The sequence below is a fragment of the Dactylosporangium sp. NPDC000521 genome (assembly GCF_042898305.1).
GTDB lineage: Bacteria > Actinomycetota > Actinomycetes > Mycobacteriales > Micromonosporaceae > Dactylosporangium.
Map to the genome: position 1 here is coordinate 13,638 of NZ_JBIAYW010000042.1, position 14,699 is coordinate 28,336.

Here is a 14,699-nt window from a genome sequence, read left to right on the forward strand (position 1 = left end):
GGAGAGTCCAGGATGGACACATGCGACTGCACGCGACGCTCCGCGCGGCCCTGGCAACGGCCGCCGTGGCCCTGCTCGTCCTGCTGGCCCCGCCGCAACCGGCCTGGGCGCACGCCAAGCTCGTCAAGAGCGACCCCGCCAACGGCGCCACCGTTTCCGCACCCTTGGCTGCGGTCACGTTCACCTTCAACGAGATGGTGAAGCAGCAGTTCAGCACCGTTGTGGTGACCGGTCCCGACGGCGTCTCGTACAGCGACGGCACCCCGAAGTCCGTCGACAAGACCCTCACCCAGCCCGTCAAGCCGCTGCCCGCCGGCGCGATCAAGGTGGCGTGGCGGACGGTCTCGGTCGACGGTCATCCGATCGAGGGGCAGCTCACCTTCACCACCGCCGCACCGGCTCCCACCAGCGCCGCCCCGTCCAGCGCGCCACCGGCCACCAGCGCCGCACCCGCCACCACCTCGGCGGCGGCACCGGCCGTCGCGGCCGATCCGGCGTCCAGCGACGGCGGGCCCAGCGGCCTGATCTGGGTCGTGCTCGGTGTCGTCGTCGCGCTGGTACTGGGTGGCGGCGCGCTCTGGTGGCGCCGCCGCGGCGGGACCGCCTGAGCATCGGGCGCTGCCGCCGGGGACGCGGCACGGCCCGCGTCGCAGTGGCCGAACAGCCCTGCTGCGACGAACGACGGCGCGCCTGGCAGGAGTTCTCATACGGCACACCAGGTGGTCGGTGTCGCCGGTACTGAGGTACCCGCCGGGCGCGCCGGCATTCTCAGCTGGTGCGGCCCGCCCTGCGGTACGCGAGGACGGCGACGAACAGCCCGGCCAGGCCGAGGATCAGCGCGAACGCGCCGAGGGTGATCGCGGTGCCGTCGGTCTCGTCATCGTCGTTCGCGGTGGCGGCCGCGTCCTGCGCCGCCGTGTTCGCGCCCGCGGTGGGCGCGGCGCCGGCGTCGGTCTTCTTGGCGAGCTTCAGCACCGGCGCGGGATGCTCGGCCTCCGCCCCCGCGGCGGGCTCGTCGATCCACCGCACGACCTCGCCGTTGGAGTACGTCTGCAGCGCCTTGAACACGATCTGGTCGGCCGTCGGCAGCGGGCCGAGGGAGACGTCGAACTCCTGGAACGTGTGCGGCTTGATCTCCGCACCCGCCGACGCCGTCCACGTGATCTTCGAGATCGCCTCGGTGATCTCACCGTCGTCGGTCTTGATCGGCGTCGCCAGCTTGCCGTTCTCGGTCACCGCGGTCCAGCCCTGAACGGGCTTGAGCGACACCGACGCGATCGGCTTGTCGGTCGGGATCGCGATCTCCAGCTTGACCGTCGAAGCGTCGTCCTTCTCGTTCGGCACCCGGAAGGTGACCTTCGTGTAGCCACCCTGGGTGGCGGTGTTCGGGTTGACGGTCACGTGCGCGGACGCGACGCCGGGGAGCGCGAGGGCCGCGACGGCGGCCGCGGTCAGGGCGGCACCGGCACGGGCCAGGTGGGCAAGACGCATGACTGCTGGGGTCCTCTCGAGCAACGGAGTCGTGGCCGGGGTTCCGAAATTCGCGGCACTGCGACGGGAACCAACCGGGTCCTCGGACCGACTACCTGGTTGATGCTCACGGTAGTGCACCGAAAATCATGACTTATATCGACCTGACCCGAAAGGTCCGCAAACCCTTGGTCTTCGCCGCCGGGGCGGCGGCCCTGGTCGCGGCCCTCGTCGCGGCGTTGCGCTGGGGCGGCGGGATCACCGGCCGGACGATCGTCGGGCTGCCGGACGCGGGAGCGGTCACCACCTGGGGCCTGCCGCTGGTCCGCGCGGCCGTCGACGTCGGCTGCGTGGCGACGATCGGCTGGTGTGTGACCGCGGCGTTCCTGCTGCCCGGTCTCGAAGGCGGCCGGCACGGCGCCGGTCAGCTGCTCGGCCCTGCCGGGTACCGGATGCTGCGCCGCGCCTCGTGGTGGGCCGCCGGCTGGGCCCTGGCCGCCCTGCTCATGCTGCCGCTCACCCTGTCGGACCTGCTGGGCCAGCCGGTGTCGCGGGTGACCTTCGAAGGCGTGCGAAGCCTCGCGTGGTCGGTGAACCAGGGCCAGTCCGCCCTTGCCCAGGCCGTCCTGGCGGCGACCGTCGCCGTCGCCGGTCGGGTCGTGCTCACCCGTACCGGCGCCGCGGTGATCGCCGTGGTCGCCTGCGCGGCCGCCGTCCCGCCGGCGTTGACCGGTCACTCGGCCGGCGCCGGCGACCACCAGCTGGCGGTGACGAGCCTGGCGGCGCACATCCTCGCCGCCGCGCTGTGGGTCGGCGGGCTCGGCGCGCTGCTCACCCTCCGCTCGGACCGGGTCCTCGGGGTCGCGGCCCGCGGCTACAGCCGCCTCGCGCTCGGCTGCTGGGTCGCGGTCGCGGTGAGCGGCCTCGCGAACGCCGCCCTGCGTCTCGGCGCATTCGATGAGCTGTGGCGGTCGCGGTACGGGCTGCTCCTGCTCGGCAAGGTTCTCGCGCTGGCGCTGGTCGGGGTGCTCGGCGTGCTCCACCGGACGCGAACGCTGCCGGCGCTGGACCGTGCGACGCCGGGCGCGTTCCGGCGGCTCGCCACCGGCGAACTGCTCGTGTTCGCCGCCACCCTCGGCCTCGCCGTCGCGCTGTCCCGCACGCCGACGCCGGTGCCGACCGACCCGGTGGACACCGACCCGGTCACCGACCTGCTCGGTTTCGCCGCGCCGGCACCGATCAGCGCGGCGCGGCTGTTCTGGCCGCCGCTGCTGGACGGTTTCTTCATCGCGGCGTCGGTACTGGCGGCCGGCGCCTATCTGATCGGGGTGAGGCGGCTGTACCGCGCGGGGCACCGCTGGCCGGTGGCCCGGACCGCGAGCTGGCTCGGCGGGGTCCTGCTGCTGGGCTTCTTCACCGTCGGCGGGTTCGCCCGTTACGCGTACGTGCTGTTCAGCGCGCACATGGCGCAGCACATGGTCCTGGCGATGGTGGTGCCGATCCTGCTCGTCGGCGGCGCCCCGGCCACCCTCGCCCTGCGGACCCTGCGGAAACCGGCGGACCCGTCGGTCCGCGGCGCCCGCGACTGGCTGCTGCTCGCCCTGCACAGCCGGTTCCTGCGGGTGCTGTCACATCCGGTCGTGGCGCTCGGCCTGTACGTCGTGAGCCTGTACGGGCTGTACTTCAGCGACCTGCTCGGCGTGCTCATGCGGTATCACCTCGGACACCTCGGCATGCTCACCCACTTCGTGCTCACCGGGTACCTGTTCTTCTGGGTCCTCATCGGCGTCGACCCCGGCCGGCGGCCGGTGCCGCCGCCGATCCTCGTCCTGGTGCACTTCGCCGGCATGGCGTTCCACGCGTTCCTCGGCGTCGCGCTCATGCAGTCGCGGACGGTCATCGCCGCCGACTGGTACACCGCCGTCCACCCAGCGTGGGCCGGCAGCCTCCTCGCCGACCAGCGCGTCGGCGCGGGCCTCGCGTGGGGCTTCGGTGAGCTCCCCGCGGTGGCGATCCTGATCCTGCTCGTCGTGCGGTGGATCCGCGCCGATGAACGCGAACAGCGGCGCCACGACCGCAACGGGGACGAGGAGCACGCCCGGTACAACGACTTCCTCCGCCGCGCCGCGCAGCGGACTTGAACATTCGCCGGGAACTTCCTGGGCGCCCCGAACGACTACATCGTCGTGGGCGCGTCAGCCATCGACGTCTGCGAGTACCACACGTCCCGATCGTGTCGAACCGTCGACCGCCCCGGAGGTTCCCGATGTCCATCGCCACCGACGTCTCACCGCCGACCGAGGAACCCACGGCACAACCCGGCAGCCGGCCCGGCGCCCCACCGGCCCGGTCATGGTCGGTGGTGCCCCTGCTGACCCGCCTGCACTTCTACGCCGGCATCCTCGTCGCGCCGCTGCTCGCCGTCGCCGCCGTCACCGGGCTGCTGTTCGTCTTCACCCCGCAGCTCGACAGCATCGTCTACGACAAGGAACTCCACGTCGCTCGCGTAGGCCCGGGCCTGCCGAAGCCGCTGTCCGAGCAGGTCGACGCCGCGATCGCCGCACACCCGACGGGCACCTTCTCCTCTGTCATCCCCGCCGGCGCCCCCGACGCGACGACCAAGGTCGTGTTCATGGTCCCCGAGCTCGGCGACAAGCAGGAGACCGTCTACGTCGACCCGTACACCGGCGAAATCCGCGGACAGCTCGTCACCTGGTGGGGGTCCACCCCGCTCACCACCTGGCTCGACGACTTCCACCGCCACCTGCACCTCGACGACCTCGGCGTCCTCTACTCCGAGACCGCCGCCAGCTGGCTCTGGGTCGTCGCCCTCGGCGGCCTCATCCTGTGGTGCAACCGGCAGTGGCGGATCCGCGGCGAGAAGCGGCGCAGCCGGGTCGAGGCGACCCTGCTGTACGACACGGCCGCCGCCAAGGGCGTGCGCCGCACCCGCGGCATGCACGCCGCCACCGGCGTCTGGCTCGTCATCGGCCTGCTGTTCCTGTCCGCCACCGGCCTCACCTGGTCCGACTACGCCGGCGCCAACTTCAAGCTCGCCCTGGACTCCCTCGACGCCAGCCGGCCCGAGCTCGTCACCACCGGCGCCACCGCCGGCGGCTCCGGCGGCGGGCACCACAATGAAGGCGGCGCGGCGGCGGCCGGCGACCCAGCACAGGTCGACACCGTCCTGCACATCGCCCGCGCCAACGGCATCACCGGGCCGATCGAGATCGGCGCACCCGCCGCGGACGGCGCCGCCTGGAGCGTCGTGCAGAGCGACAACGTCTGGCCCGTCCACTACGACAAGATCGCGGTGGACCCGATCGCCGGCACCGTCACCAACCGCGTGAACTACGCCGACTGGCCGTTCCTCGCCAAGCTGTCCGCGCTCGGCATCCAGGCGCACATGGGGTACCTCTTCGGCCTCGCGAACCAGCTGCTGCTCGCCGCCCTCGCCATCGGCCTGCTCTGCGTCATCTTCTGGGGCTACCGCATGTGGTGGCAGCGCCGCCCCACCCGCGGCGAACGCCGCTCCCCCGTCGGCACCCCACCGGCCCGCGGCGCTTGGCGCAAGCTCCGCGTGCCGCTGCTCATCGCCGGCATCCTCGTCACCGCCGCGATCGGCTGGGCACTGCCCGCGTTCGGCGTCACCCTCGTCGCGTTCCTGCTCTTCGACGCCGTCACGGGACTGATCCGGCGCCGCCGCAGCGCCCCGGCACCCGCCGGCGCATGAACCCGCACCCGGGACGCCCAGGTCCCCGCGCGCCCCGTCCATGAGGTGGAGAGCAAGATGATTGGTGGCGGCGCCCAGTCTGGCTGAGGACCATCGCGCTGGTCGCCGCCATGCATGCCGGGCCCTGGCCCGGCGGGGCATCTCCGGCAGCCGCCATGCTCGTCGCGAGCTCGGCCACCATCCCCTGTAAACGCCAGTCTTCCGCGATCGCCAGTCAGCTGCAACAAACTCAGGCTCCACCCCACGGACGCCGCTGGAGCTCAGCTCGCCGGACCCGGCGATCTGAGCTGCCGTTGCCGGTGCCCGCGGTGATGTCGACGACCGGTCGCTCAGCCGGATGCCGAGCGGCGCAGGGCGAGGATCGCGATGTCGTCGGCCGGCTGATCGGTCTGCAGCAGTTTGGTCATGGCGGCGTCGCACAGCTGGTCGGCGGTACCGTCGGTCACGGCTGCGGCGAGCTGGTCCAGCCCGACGAGGATGGACTGATGGCGGCGCTCGACGAGCCCGTCCGTGTAGAAGAACAGCCCCGTGCCGGGCGGCAGCTCGCGGATGACGGCGGTGCGGGGCGCGTCAGGGTACGCGCCGATGGGCATGTCCGGGCCGATGGTGAGCAGCTCGGCCGGTCCGCCGGGAACGACGGCCAGGGGTGGCAGGTGGCCGGCATTGGACAATGTCACCGTGTCGAGGCCGGGGTCGATGACGGCGTAGATGACGGTGGCCATGGCGCCCGGTTCGAACCGGTGCACCTTGCGGTCCAGCCGCGTGAGGACGTCAGCGGGGTCGTCGGTCTCCATCGCGTACGCACGCAGCGCGGAGCGGATCCGACCCATGACCACCGCCGCACGCAGCCCGTTGCCGGCGACGTCACCGACAGCGACGCCGATGGTGCCGGACGGCAGGGTGAACACGTCGTACCAATCGCCGCCGACGCCTGCGTCGCTGCCGGGCGCGTACCGCACGGCGAGGTCGAGTCCGGGGATGGCCGGCGGACGGTCCGGCAGGAGGCTGCGTTGCAGGGCGTACGCGGCGGCCCGGTCGAGACTGTGCGACCGGGCCAGGGTGGCGTGTGCGGCGCGGTCGGCGACCAGCTGCAGCAGTTCGACATCCGCGGCGCTGAACCGGCGTGGTGTGCGGCTGCCGACGGTGAGCACACCGATGACCTGACCGGCGCTGAGCATCGGCACGCCGAGCATGGCGGTGAGGTGGGCGCTGATCAGTATCGGACTTGCCACGGTGGTGGCGTCGACGTGATCGATGATGACCGGCTGGGCGTTGGCCGCGATGCTGCCGGCGAACCCGCGACCGAGTGGAACCCGGACCCCGAGCAGCACTTCGCGTTCCAGCCCGTTGGCCGCGGTCGCGACCAGTTCGGTGCCGGTGGAGTCCAGCAACATGATCGCCGCGGTGTCGGCGTGCAGCAGCTCCCGGACCCGGACGAGAAGCTCGTTGAGCAGGTCCTCGACCCCGAGCCGGGACAGTGCGGCGTCGCTGACCGCCTGCAAGCGGCGCAGCTGCTCCGCCTCGCTGACGATGCCCGCCGACGGATCTGTTGTCCTCACGGCCGCATACCGCCGCACGGTCCCCCGACGACGGCGACCAACACCACCCAATACCCCCTCAATGCACACGCCGACTCTACAGCGGCTGCTACGCAGCTGCGACGCGACGTGGGCGGACCCGCCGCCGGCCGTGCCCGAGGGGCCCGCCGACGAGGCCGCCAAACGGTCAACGGCAGACGTCACGTTCGTCATCGCACCCGCGTGAGGTAGACCGATCGATCCTGTCGTGCCGTCAGCGAGCAGACGAGCGTGCTGGCCTGGAAGCTGTTGCTCCGGCTGACGATCCATCCGCCGGGTGCTGCAAGATACGAGGCGAGCACCGACTAGGAGGAGCGCCCGTGGGGATCGCAGCTCGTCTGATCGACATGGCCGAGGCCGCGCTGTTCACCGAGGCCGAGGTCGCGGGCGTTGAGGGCGCCGGCGAGGACTTCGTCCGGGTCGATCTCGTGGCGCCGGCGTTCCGGGCCGCGAAGTGGGTGGCCGGGACCAAGGTGCAGATCCGTCCGCCGGGGGACGGCCGCGGGCTGCGCACGTACACGCCGACGAGCTGGGACGTCGCCGAAGGGCGGACCAGTCTGCTCGCGTACCTGCACGGTGACGGGCCGGCGAGCGTCTGGTTCCGGCAGGTCCGGGTCGGGGACCGGGTCAAGCTGATGGGGCCGCGTCGGTCGGTCGAGCCGCCGGCCGCCGGTGAGCAGGTGCTGTTCGTCGGTGACGCCACCAGCGTGGCGCTGGCGCGGGCGTTCGGGACGACGGGTGCCGCGCTCACCTGCCTGTTCGAGGCGGAGCGGCCGGCGGCGCTGGACGGGCTGCAGCCGGGCGCCGAGGTCTGCGAGCCGGCCGACCTGCTCGACCGGCTGCGGACCGTCGGGTCCGGTATGGCTGGGCCGTACCGGCTGGTCGTGACGGGCAACGCGGCCACCGTGCACGCCGTCCGGCGGGAGATCCGCTCGTGGTCCGCGCCGCCCGCCAAGGTGACCGGCAAGGCCTACTGGGCCGCCGGCCGGACCGGCCTCGACTGAAGCCGGTCCGGACCGGACGGATTTCCCGCAGGACGGGTCAGGCGGTGAAGGCCTTGACCTCCAGCAGCCCGACCGAGTTGGTGCCGTTGGACTGCAGCACCACGCGCAGCCGGGTGGTGCTCACCGCGGTGAACGTGACGGTGTTGTACGCGTTCGCGGTCACGGTGTACGCGGACGCGCCCGGCACGTCGGCGTAGGCGCTGCCGGTCCAGTACTGCAGCTTCCAGCTCGACGGCAGGTCGATGCCCTGGTTGTCGTCGAAGAGGTACACCTGCGCCTTGTTCAGCTGGACGGCGCTGGGCCAGGTGAGCTCGGCCCACTGCTGGCCGCTGTTGGGCCAGGTGCCCCAGCGGCGGTTGACGGTGTCGTTGGACGACGGCGGGTCGATGCCGTCGTTGATGGCGGCGACGGACTCCCACGCCGAGGTGTAGGACGCGGACGGGGTCGCGGAGCCGGCCACGTTGACGCCGCCGGTCGGTGGGGGTGGCGTGGTGGTGCCGCCGATGGCGAGGTCCGCGCTCGGGAATGGGCTGAACGACGGGTTCACGTCGGCCTCGCCGCCGGCGCCGTCGCAGCGGCGGTCCGGGTTGAACGCCAGGTAGGTGCCCGACGAGCAGGCGATCGCGAACTCGGCGTCGCCGCCGACGACGATGGTGCCGGAGAGGTTGGCGCCGTTCTGGATGAGCGCGTTGTCCTTGACGACGGCGTTGCCGCCGACGGTGCCGCCGTTGACCCAGCCGAGGCCTTCGATGCGGGCGTTGCCGGTGACGGTGCCGGCGAAGACGGCGGCCTTCGGACCGACGTAGGCGGTGGCGGCGACGTTGGCGTTGCCGGCGACCCAGCCGCCGCCGTTGCTGTGCCAGTGCCCGCCGTTGGTGGCGGCCGGCTTCACGTAGCCGGGCTCGAAGCCGGACGGCGACGCGCCGGCGACGCGGAACTCGTACGGGAAGCGCCGCGCCTTGTTGTAGCCGTCGAGGAACGCGTAGTGCGGCACGGTGGACGGGGTGCCGGTGACGACGAGCCACACCTCGCGCTCGCCGGCCTGCAGCTGGAAGTCGATCTGGCCGTCGGTGCCGGTCGTCAGCGGCGAGTACCGCGGCGTGCCGTTGCGCACGGCGACGAGGCCGAAGGTCCAGCCGGTCGCGCCGGTCTCGGCGTGCCCCTTGAGCCGGACCTTGACGAGGCCGCCGTCGGCCGCCGCCACCAGTTTGATCTTGTTGAAGCCGTAGTCGGACGGGGCGACGCGGGCGTTGATGCGGTAGTGGCCGAGCGAGGCGTCGACCGCCTCGACGTTGCCGCCGTTGTAGGCGTTGTTGAGGAAGCCGGCGCCGTACACGCTGTTGATGAACGGCATCAGCGTCGACTTGTTGCCGAAGTCGTAGGTGACGGTGCGGGTCGCGTACTCGCCCACGCGCCGGTTCAGCTCCGCCTGGGTGATCCCGGCGATCCGCCGGTACGTCTCCAGTGGATGCTCGGTGTTACGAGCCTCGTTCCAGATGCGGTTGAACATCGCGAGGCCGTCGCGGTCCTTGATGTACTGCATCAGCATCCAGTTGCCGTAGTGGTGGCGGCTGGAGCTGTAGTACAGGTTCTCCGAGCGCAGCCAGCGGCTCAGGTCGCCGGCGGCGGTGGTTGGCAGCGCCTGCATGGCCATGAACTCCGCGCTGGTCTCCCAGAAGGTGCCCGCGCTGGCGTCGGTGAAGCCGTACCCGGAGCGGCCGAGGAACGTGTAGTTCTGGAACACGTGCCCGAGCTCGTGTGCGAGGCCCCAGGATCCGGGCAGCGCGGCCTTGGGGTCGATGTTGATGACGCCGACCTTGCCGTCGACGGAGCCGCCGGTCGCCCAGGCGTTGAGCTCGGTGCGGTTCCAGGTGTTCGTGACGATCACGATGATCTTGTACTGGGCGAGCAGCCCCTGCTCCGGCGTGAACTGCATCGTGTTCACGTAGAACGAGTACAGGTTCTCCAGCTGGGTGATGATGCTGTTCGGGTCGAAGTTGTACGGGGAGGGCGCCGACGCCGGGTTGGTGCCCGACTTCTCGCCCCACAGCAGGATGAAGTTCGTCGACTCCCGGGTGCGGTTCTGGGCCCACGGCACCTCGCCGGTCTGGGTCCAGCGGGCCGGGATGTAGAGCGACTTCGCGGCGGCGGCGGCCGGCCGCGTCTGCAGGGCGACGAGCACCCCGGCGATCACGACGAGCGCGACCAGCGGCGCCAGCCACGACCGGCGCGATCGGAGATTGATGGGGGTCATGGCTCAACACTCTGCTCCGAAAACCTTTTCGGAGCAATCGAAGTCTCTTTTAGCGAAAGCTTTTCGGACCCTTAAGCCGCACCCCGGCGGCAATGGAAGAGCCCCGGGACGCACGCCGCACGCGTCCCGGGGCCCGAAACTTTCATCCGGCGTACGCGGCCTCGACCTGCACCGTGACCGTCTGCCCGTCGACCACACCGGTGGCCCTGACCGTCAGGTCCCACATGTAGTTGAGGTCGTCGCGGGTCAGCGGGCCCGGACAGCCGGGGTGGTTCTTGCCACTGGCCGGCCAGCCGGAGGGCTGCGACTGACGGTCCTCAGCGACGTCGATCGTCAGCGCCTCGATGGCTGATCGGCAGGTGCGAACGCCACGAGGGATGAGGACAACCCGAGATCGACTGCTTACGTTGGGTTATACCTGTCCCTCCCGCGTGAGGCGGTCCCATGAGGCGAAGCTCGGTGCTGGCGTCGGTCGTGTTGAGCGCCACCGTGCTGGTGGTGGCGCCGTCGCCCGCGTCGGCGGCCCTGGTGGTGGCCGACGTGCAGCTGATCAGCGCGGCACCCTCCGGATCGGCCGGCAACGGAGCGGCCCTGCTCCCGCGGATGACCCCGGACGGGCGCTACATCGCCTTCGCGTCCTACGCCACGGATCTCCCGACCGAGCCCGTGCCGGCCGGCCAGAGCCAGGTGTTCGTGTACGACCGGGTCGCGCACCTGATGGAGATCGTGAGCCGCAACGACGCGGGCGACATCGCCGACTGGGGCGGCTCTCCGGACGCCATCAGCGACGACGGCCGGTTCGTGCTGTTCCGCTCATCGGCGAGGAACCTGCCCGGATACTTCCAGGCTCCGCAGATGATCGGCGCCGCGACGTTCGAGTACGTGCACGACCGGCTGCTGCACACCACGGCTCGGGTAGGTGACCCCGCACTGCTCAACACGTACGTCACCGCCAACGCGATGAGCGCCGACGGGTCGGTCGTCGCGTTCAACGGCATGACGTATTACAACAGCCCCTACGACGCCGGCTTCGCGTGGTTCGTCGTGAACCGGTCGGCGGGCACGACGGTCACCCTGCCCGCGGCCGCCCGTGACGCGGCGGTGAGCGTGGACGGCCGCTTCGTCACGTATCAGGAGCCCTACACGACCGACGGCGGGAACACGTACGTCAACCGGGTGTACCGGCGTGACCTGACCTCCGGCGCGACCACGCAGATCGCCGACGGCGTGGACGCCCTGACCCTCGCGCCTGACAACCAGCACGCCCTCGTGCACCGGATCAACGCGGACCGCTCCGGCTGGGACCTGTCCTATGTGGACACGGAGTCCGGCGCTGCCACCCCGCTGCACAGCGGATCCACCGGCTACGGCCCGGCCGGCACCGCGTTCGACCGGACCGGCCGGCGGGTCGCCTACTACGTGTCGGCGCCGGCCGACTCACCGCTCCACCGCGGGCAGGCGTGGGTCCACGACCTCGTCACCGGCGAGCGCGTCCTGGTCGACACCGGCCTGAACCGGGTCCCGGACGTCCAGCTCACCGCCGACGGCAGCCAGCTGGTGTTCACTTCGCTCGCCCGGCCGGAGTCCAGCGACCACCAGGTGTACGTCGCCCGGATCGGGCTCGCCCCCGACGTCCCAGGCACGCCGGTGATCGCCGCCGTGTCGGTCGGCAGCCACAGCGCGACGATCACCTGGCTGCGCCCGGACGACCACGGCAGCCCGATCCTCGGCTACACCGTGACCGCACAGCCGGGCGGCGCCTCCTGCTCGACCGACGCGCCGGACGCCCTGTCATGCACCATCAGCGGCCTGACCAACGGGGTCAGCTACACCTTCACCGTCACGGCCCGCAACGCGACCGGCGACAGCCCGCCGCCACCACCGTCGGGTGGCGGGGGCGGCGGCACGGGCACCCCGGTCGTCGTCGCCACCCCCGGCCCGCCGCCGGGACCGGTGGACGGCGTGGAGCCGGTCCGGGACCCCGACGACGGGACCCGGGTGACGCTGCACTGGCTGGCCGCCGCCTCGGAGCTGCCGATCGTCGGGTACCGCGCGACCGCGGCGCCGGGCGGGCAGTTCTGCACCACGGACGGCGCGCTGTCGTGCGTCATCACCGGCCTCACACCCGGCCAGGACTACACGTTCACCGTGGTGGCGATCAACGCCGCCGGCCCGTCGGACCCGTCCGATCCGGTCGACCTTCCTGGCGACACGACCCCGCCGGAACTGGCCATCCATGGCGTCGACGACGGCGCGAAGTACCCGCTGGGCACGACGGTCACCCCCACCTGCACCGCGACCGACAGCGGCTCGGGCCTCGCCGGACCGTGCCAGGTCAGCGTGGCCGGCGGCAACGCCAACGGGGTGGGCACCTTCACCGTCACCGCGACGGCGACCGACCGCGCGGGCAACACGGCGACGCGGACGGTGCAGTACAAGATCGTCTACCGCTGGGCGGGACTGCGGCAGCCGGTCGACGACCCGGAAGCGGGCGCGACCTCCGTCAGCGTCTTCAAGGCCGGCTCCACCGTCCCGGTGAAGTTCACCCTGCGCGACGCCAACGGCCAGATCATCCAGCCCGCCTCCGCACCGATCTGGCTGACCCCGGAGCGCGGCGCGCCCACGTCCCTGCCCGTCGGCGAGAGCGTCTACGACCTGCCGTCCGACTCCGGCGCGACCTACCGCCTGGCCGACGACCAGTGGCAGTACAACTGGAAGACCACCAAACAGCAGGCCGGCTACTACTGGCGCATCGGCGTCCGCCTCGACGACGGCGAGACGCACGTGGTCACCATCGCCCTGCGCTGACCGTGACCGGTGGGAACGCCGGACCGGCTCCTCGCGGTGCCCGTGCGCGACGTTCCTGCTTCAGTCGGTGGCGTCGTCGTACGAGGCGCGGTGGGCCAGCACGTCGTCCATGTGGGTCTGGGCCCACATTTTCAGGCCACGGACCAGGCCGTGCATGGACAGGCCCAGGTCCGTCAACTCGTAGGAGACCGTGACGGGGACGGTCGGTGTCACGGTGCGACTGATCAGACCGTCGCGCTCCAGCGCACGCAGCGTCTGCGTGAGCATCTTCTGGCTGACGCCGGCGAGCAGGCGGGACAGCTCCGAGTAGCGCATCGGACGGGGGTCGCCGCCGCAGTCCGGGCCGCTGCCCAGGGCGGTCAGGATCAGCGCGACCCACTTGCCGGAGATCCGCTCGAGCAGCTTGTGGCTCGGGCACGCCGCCAGGAATGCGTCGTACTCCAACCTGGTCTGCGCCCGCTGCTGCGCCGCCGTCGTCGTCGCCATCGGCCCTCCTCCAACCCGTCGGGTGTGTTACGCACCTTGAAGTGCGCACTTCCCAGTAGGAAGTTACCCCCTGATAGTGGAGCGGCATCTGTCAGGCAGCAGAACAGAGGAACGCACATGTCGTCCACTGCACTTCCCGGCGGCACCTGGACGCTGGGGGATCTGACCGTCAGCCGGTTCGGCTACGGCGCCATGCAGCTCGCCGGCCCTTGGGTCATGGGACCGCCCGCTGACCGCGACGGCGCCGTCGCCGTCCTCCGCGCGGCCGTCGAGCTCGGCATCACCCACATCGACACCGCCGACGCGTACGGGCCGCGGATCACCAACCAGCTCATCCGGGAGGCGCTGCACCCGTACCCGGCGGACCTGCACATCGTGACCAAGGTCGGGGCGACCCGCGACGAGCAGGGCGGCTGGCCGCCGGCCAGGGACCCGCAGAGCCTGCGCCGGGCCGTCCACGACAACCTCGAGGCTCTCGGGCTCGACGCGCTCGACGTGGTCAACCTCCGGCTCGGCGACGCCGAGGGGCCCCGGCCCGGCTCGCTCGCCGAGGCCCTCGGGACCCTCGCCGAACTGCGCCAGCAGGGCCTGATCCGGCACCTCGGCGTGAGCAACGCGACCCCGGAGCAGGTCGAAGAGGCCCTGACGATCGCCCCGATCGTGTGCGTGCAGAACCTGTACAACCTGGCACAGCGCCACGACGACGACCTGATCGACCGCCTGGCCGGGCAAGGCATCGCCTACGTGCCGTTCTTCCCGCTCGGCGGCTTCACCCCGCTGCAGTCCTCGGCGCTCTCCGGCGTCGCCACGCGGCTGGGGACGACTCCGATGTCCGTCGCCCTGGCCTGGCTTCTGCACCGCTCGCCGAACATCCTGCTGATCCCTGGCACCTCGTCCACGGCTCACCTGCGCGAGAACGCCGCCGGCGCCGGGCTCCGGCTCACCGACGACGACCTGGCCGAGCTGGACAAGATCGGTCGCCCTGCGGTGACCACCACCGGTCAGGGGTAGTCGGCCCGGATCCAGGCGGCACGCATCCTCGAGTCCGTCATGACGCCGCGAGGCTACGCGGTCCTGCAACCGGATTGCACGCCGCCGTTGGACAGGGCCCCCGACAATGCCGGGAAACGCGCAACTCATCGAGGAGACCGACATGGTTCGTTCCAGACGGCTCGCCGTCGCGGCGCTGGCCGCGTTGTCCATCGCGGCCCTGTACGCCATCGACCCGAAGCACGAGAACGACCCTGATCCGAATCCCACCGTGGCGCTCGTCAACGGCGACCCACACGGCACGAGCGGCGGCGGCGGCGACCCCACCGGCTGAGCCGCGAAGGCGGGCCGTGGCGTGACTCGCCACGGCCCGCCCC

11 protein-coding genes are annotated in these 14,699 nt (G+C 71.6%); 7 read left to right on the forward strand and 4 right to left on the reverse strand.

Annotated features, from left to right (window positions below):
- The first annotated feature begins 20 nt into the window (after window positions 1-20).
- Window positions 21-608 carry a copper resistance protein CopC gene (locus tag ACFY3L_RS53060; RefSeq protein ID WP_389343099.1) on the forward strand — a complete coding sequence of 196 codons (588 nt, stop codon included), beginning with the start codon at window positions 21-23 and terminating at the stop codon, window positions 606-608.
- A gap of 160 nt (window positions 609-768) precedes the next feature.
- On the opposite strand, the gene ACFY3L_RS53065 is transcribed toward ACFY3L_RS53060, so the two are convergent.
- A complete protein-coding gene (locus tag ACFY3L_RS53065) occupies window positions 769-1,491 on the reverse strand; it encodes a YcnI family protein (RefSeq protein ID WP_389343102.1) in 723 nt (240 codons plus the stop codon).
- A 128-nt stretch (window positions 1,492-1,619) separates the two neighbouring features.
- Here ACFY3L_RS53065 and ACFY3L_RS53070 point away from each other — a divergent pair, with 128 nt between their 5' ends.
- Both ACFY3L_RS53070 and ACFY3L_RS53075 read left to right on the forward strand, forming a co-directional pair.
- Window positions 1,620-3,611, forward strand: a complete 1,992-nt coding sequence (locus ACFY3L_RS53070; protein ID WP_389343105.1) for a cytochrome c oxidase assembly protein — start codon at window positions 1,620-1,622, stop codon at window positions 3,609-3,611.
- A gap of 125 nt (window positions 3,612-3,736) precedes the next feature.
- A complete protein-coding gene (locus ACFY3L_RS53075) occupies window positions 3,737-5,203 on the forward strand; it encodes a PepSY-associated TM helix domain-containing protein (RefSeq protein WP_389343108.1) in 1,467 nt (488 codons plus the stop codon).
- A 329-nt stretch (window positions 5,204-5,532) separates the two neighbouring features.
- Here the strand turns inward: ACFY3L_RS53075 and ACFY3L_RS53080 are convergent, their stop codons facing one another.
- Entirely contained in the window at window positions 5,533-6,954 is a 1,422-nt protein-coding gene (locus ACFY3L_RS53080) for a PP2C family protein-serine/threonine phosphatase (RefSeq protein ID WP_389343111.1), read from the reverse strand.
- A gap of 146 nt (window positions 6,955-7,100) precedes the next feature.
- Between ACFY3L_RS53080 and ACFY3L_RS53085 the strand changes: the two genes are divergently transcribed.
- A complete protein-coding gene (locus tag ACFY3L_RS53085) occupies window positions 7,101-7,784 on the forward strand; it encodes a siderophore-interacting protein (protein ID WP_389343114.1) in 684 nt (227 codons plus the stop codon).
- 37 nt (window positions 7,785-7,821) lie between these two features.
- On the opposite strand, the gene ACFY3L_RS53090 is transcribed toward ACFY3L_RS53085, so the two are convergent.
- Window positions 7,822-10,038: a DUF6055 domain-containing protein gene (locus ACFY3L_RS53090; RefSeq protein WP_389343116.1), complete on the reverse strand. Its 2,217-nt coding sequence runs from the start codon at window positions 10,036-10,038 to the stop codon at window positions 7,822-7,824.
- A gap of 444 nt (window positions 10,039-10,482) precedes the next feature.
- Here ACFY3L_RS53090 and ACFY3L_RS53095 point away from each other — a divergent pair, with 444 nt between their 5' ends.
- Window positions 10,483-12,846, forward strand: a complete 2,364-nt coding sequence (locus ACFY3L_RS53095; RefSeq protein WP_389343119.1) for a PxKF domain-containing protein — start codon at window positions 10,483-10,485, stop codon at window positions 12,844-12,846.
- A 60-nt stretch (window positions 12,847-12,906) separates the two neighbouring features.
- Here the strand turns inward: ACFY3L_RS53095 and ACFY3L_RS53100 are convergent, their stop codons facing one another.
- Entirely contained in the window at window positions 12,907-13,332 is a 426-nt protein-coding gene (locus ACFY3L_RS53100; RefSeq protein WP_389343122.1) for a winged helix-turn-helix transcriptional regulator, read from the reverse strand.
- Between the two features lie 117 nt (window positions 13,333-13,449).
- On the opposite strand from ACFY3L_RS53100, the gene ACFY3L_RS53105 reads away from it, so the two are divergent.
- A complete protein-coding gene (locus ACFY3L_RS53105; RefSeq protein ID WP_389343124.1) occupies window positions 13,450-14,343 on the forward strand; it encodes an aldo/keto reductase family oxidoreductase in 894 nt (297 codons plus the stop codon).
- 142 nt (window positions 14,344-14,485) lie between these two features.
- Window positions 14,486-14,656 carry a hypothetical protein gene (locus ACFY3L_RS53110; RefSeq protein WP_389343127.1) on the forward strand — a complete coding sequence of 57 codons (171 nt, stop codon included), beginning with the start codon at window positions 14,486-14,488 and terminating at the stop codon, window positions 14,654-14,656.
- The last annotated feature ends 43 nt before the right edge of the window (window positions 14,657-14,699 follow it).

What these genes read in the sequence shown, in the direction of transcription:
- ACFY3L_RS53060 (WP_389343099.1), top strand. Translation starts at nt 21, where the DNA reads ATGCGACTGCACGCGACGCTCCGCGCGGCCCTGGCAACGGCCGCCGTG.
- ACFY3L_RS53065 (WP_389343102.1), bottom strand. Translation starts at nt 1,491, where the DNA reads ATGCGTCTTGCCCACCTGGCCCGTGCCGGTGCCGCCCTGACCGCGGCC.
- ACFY3L_RS53110 (WP_389343127.1), top strand. Translation starts at nt 14,486, where the DNA reads ATGGTTCGTTCCAGACGGCTCGCCGTCGCGGCGCTGGCCGCGTTGTCC.
- ACFY3L_RS53100 (WP_389343122.1), bottom strand. Translation starts at nt 13,332, where the DNA reads ATGGCGACGACGACGGCGGCGCAGCAGCGGGCGCAGACCAGGTTGGAG.
- ACFY3L_RS53090 (WP_389343116.1), bottom strand. Translation starts at nt 10,038, where the DNA reads ATGACCCCCATCAATCTCCGATCGCGCCGGTCGTGGCTGGCGCCGCTG.
- ACFY3L_RS53080 (WP_389343111.1), bottom strand. Translation starts at nt 6,954, where the DNA reads ATGACGAACGTGACGTCTGCCGTTGACCGTTTGGCGGCCTCGTCGGCG.
- ACFY3L_RS53095 (WP_389343119.1), top strand. Translation starts at nt 10,483, where the DNA reads ATGAGGCGAAGCTCGGTGCTGGCGTCGGTCGTGTTGAGCGCCACCGTG.
- ACFY3L_RS53075 (WP_389343108.1), top strand. Translation starts at nt 3,737, where the DNA reads ATGTCCATCGCCACCGACGTCTCACCGCCGACCGAGGAACCCACGGCA.
- ACFY3L_RS53070 (WP_389343105.1), top strand. Translation starts at nt 1,620, where the DNA reads ATGACTTATATCGACCTGACCCGAAAGGTCCGCAAACCCTTGGTCTTC.
- ACFY3L_RS53105 (WP_389343124.1), top strand. Translation starts at nt 13,450, where the DNA reads ATGTCGTCCACTGCACTTCCCGGCGGCACCTGGACGCTGGGGGATCTG.